The organism is Xanthomonas sp. SHU 308 (assembly GCF_000364645.1).
GTDB classification, from domain to species: Bacteria; Pseudomonadota; Gammaproteobacteria; order Xanthomonadales; family Xanthomonadaceae; genus Xanthomonas_A; species Xanthomonas_A sontii.
In genome coordinates, this window is sequence record NZ_AQOK01000361.1 from 1 (window position 1) to 2857 (window position 2857).

Annotated in this window: 2 protein-coding genes and 1 pseudogene; 1 reads left to right on the top strand and 2 read right to left on the bottom strand. The window is 71.8% G+C overall.

Annotation, left to right across the window (positions count from 1 at the left end; genetic code table 11):
• Positions 1-245: pseudogene (locus tag D588_RS24680) on the top strand (MFS transporter); the annotation flags it as partial.
• Positions 246-433: 188 nt separating this feature from the next.
• On the opposite strand, the gene D588_RS0112505 reads toward D588_RS24680, so the two are convergent.
• Positions 434-1861 (bottom strand): FAD/NAD(P)-binding protein, encoded by a 1428-nt coding sequence (locus D588_RS0112505; RefSeq protein ID WP_017916224.1) that lies wholly within the window; start codon positions 1859-1861, stop codon positions 434-436.
• A gap of 111 nt (positions 1862-1972) precedes the next feature.
• Positions 1973-2857, bottom strand: an 885-nt coding sequence (locus D588_RS0112510; protein WP_017914509.1) for a phospholipase D-like domain-containing protein, incomplete at its 5' end; no start/stop codon positions are given.

Below are 2857 nucleotides of genomic sequence, written 5' to 3' on the forward strand. Positions count from 1 at the left end.
TGGCCGCGGTCGCGCCGCTGCTGCCGCACGCGGCCCTGGCGGACACCGCGCAGCGGCTGGTCGCCGGCGATCTGTCCGCCTCCATGGCCGAGGGCGCGCTGTCCGCGACGCAACTGCGGCTGGCCTACGCGGCGGCCTTCGGCACGCTCACCCGGGTGCTGGCGGCGATCACCGCGCTGGCGGCGATCGCGATCTGCCTGTTGCTCGGGCGCACGCCGCAAGACGCGGTGGATGAAAGCCGCTGATACCTGCGGGGAAGTCTCGTGCAGGAGCGGCTTCAGCCGCGATGGGCGTGACCGGCGAAGGCCTGTCGCGGCTGAAGCAGCTTCTACGCGGTCACACCTCGGTCCGCTGTGGCAATGAGCGCGATGGGAGGCCTTCGGATGTCACCACCGCGCCGACATACATCGTAGCGAGGCCTGTTCCGCGGTGTTCATTGCGCAGCGACGCGGGCCGACACGTCCAGCGCCAGCAGCGCCTGCGCGGTCTGCTGCGCCTGCACCCGCAGCTCGGGGATCGCCAGGCTTTCCCACAGGCTGCCGATGCGCAGGCTGCCGAGCACGCGGATCCGCGGCGTGGCGCGGCCGTCGGCGTCGAGCAGCGCGCCGTCGGCGGCGCTGCCCACGCCGATGCCGTGCGGCCCCGGCTGCGCATGGCCGCAACCCAGCAACTGGTGCAGCAGCGGATTGCGCATGGTCTGGACGCGCAGTTCGACGCCGGTGGCGTTGATCACGCAGTGGGCGTCGAGCTGCAGCGGCACGCCGTCTGCGCCCATGCCGTTGACCTGCACGCAGGCGCCGACCGGGAACACCGTGTCCAGCCGCGCGCGGTGCAGGCGCAACTGGCCGACCCGGCGCATCGCCTGCAGCTGCGCGAACACCGGCGCGGCAATGCGATGCCGGTGCACGTCCCAGTAGCGCACCACGTGGCGCAGGAAGCGGCGCTGCTCGGTGATCGACAGCGATTGCCACAGCGCCTGGCTCAGCGGGCGTATCCGGTCCATCACGCTCTGCCAGGGCCGGCCCTGCGCCTGTGCCGCGGCGGCATGGCGACGCAGCGCGCGCACGCGCTGGCGCAGCGGCATCGCCAGCAATGCCTGCGCATCGAAATCGGCCAGCGCGCCATGCGCGGCATGCGGCAACGGCAGCAAGGCGTGCCGCGAGACCACGTGCACCGGGCCGCGGTGCGCATTGGCCAGCAGCGTCAGCACGCTGTCGGCCATGCTCAGGCCGGAGCCGACGATGCACACCGTGGCCTCGCGCGGAATCGCCTGCAACTGCGCATAGTCCCAGGCCTCGATCCGCGACGGCGCGTCGAGACCGGGAGCGCCGCGCGCCGGCAGCGGACGCAGGCTGTTGCCCAGCGCCAGCACGGTGGCGCCAGCGTGCAGCTGTCCACCGTCGTGCAATTGCAGAATCTGACCGCCCGTCGGCTGCGGATGCAGCGCCAGCACCCGCGCCTGGCGCCATTGCAGGCGCGCCGGCCCGGCGGTCTGCGCCTGCCACAGGCGTGCGCGCAGATAGGCGGCGTAATGGCGGCGCTGCACATAGGCCTCGGCCAGTGCGGCGCGCGACAGCAGCGGATACAACGCCTGCTGCTGCAGCCAGTCGAGGAAGTCGTCGGGCGCGTCGGCGAATGCGCTCATGCGCCCGGTCGTCACGTTCAACAGGTGCTCGGCGCAGGGCGTCGCATAGGCCACGCCCTGCGCCAGCGACGGCTGCGATTCGATCAATTGCACGCGCAGCGCGGTGCCGGCCTGGCGCAGCAACTGCAGCGCGGCCAGCACGCCGGCCGCGCCGCCGCCGACGATGGCGATGTCGCAGTCGTCGTCGGCCGGTTCGCTGGGCACAAGCTCATTCATGCCGCGATTGTAAGGGAAGCCCCCACCGGCCCGGCCCGCGGCTGAGAACCGTGGTGCATGTGCCGGCACCGATCGCGCATGAGCGCGTCATGCGCCTGTCATCGGCATGCGTCACATCAGTGCATCGGCCAGGCGCGCGATGCCTTCGCGGCTGCGCCGCCAGGCCGGTCGCTTACGCCAGTCCTGCAACGTCAGCACCCGCGCGTCGGCCAGGTAGTCGGCCTCCACCGCGCGCAGCCGCTGCACCACCGCGGCGCTGTAGCACAGCATGCCGACCTCGGCGTTCAACGCGAACGAGCGGATGTCCAGGTTGATCGAGCCGACCAGGGCGATGCCCTCATCCACGCTCAGGTGCTTGGCGTGCAGGAAGCATGGCCGGTACAGCGCGATCTTGACCCCGCTGCGCAGAAGTTCGTCGTAATACGCCTCCTGCGCCCAGGCGGTGAGCCGCTGGTTGTTGCTCTCGGACAGGATCAACTGCACGTCCACCCCGGACAGCGCGGCGATGCGCAGCGCGCTGAGCGTGGCCTCGTCCGGCACGAAGTACGGCGTGACCATGACGATGCGCCGCCGCGCTAGATGGATCAGCGCGTTGACCGTGTCGCGGGCGTTCTCGAACGGGTACGCCGGCCCGCTGGGCAACAGCTGCGCGGCGACGCCGCCGCCGTGGATGGAGGCGGGCGCGACCACGCTCAGGCGCTGCCCCGTCTCGATGAACCAGTCGCTGGCGAACACCGCTTCCAGGTGCGCCACCACCGGTCCCTGCACCCGCGCCACCAGCTCGCGGTTGGGATGGCCGGGGACGAACTGCGGTTCGGCCAGGTTCTGCGAGCCGATGTAGCCGACGCGGTTGTCGATCACCGCGATCTTGCGGTGGTTGCGCAGGTCCATGCGACCGCTGCGGCGCCAGCGCAGCCCGCCCGGCAGCAGCGCCTGCACCTCGACCCCGGCCGCGTGCAGGCGCTTGCGGTAGCGGCGCAGGCCGCGGCGGCCACC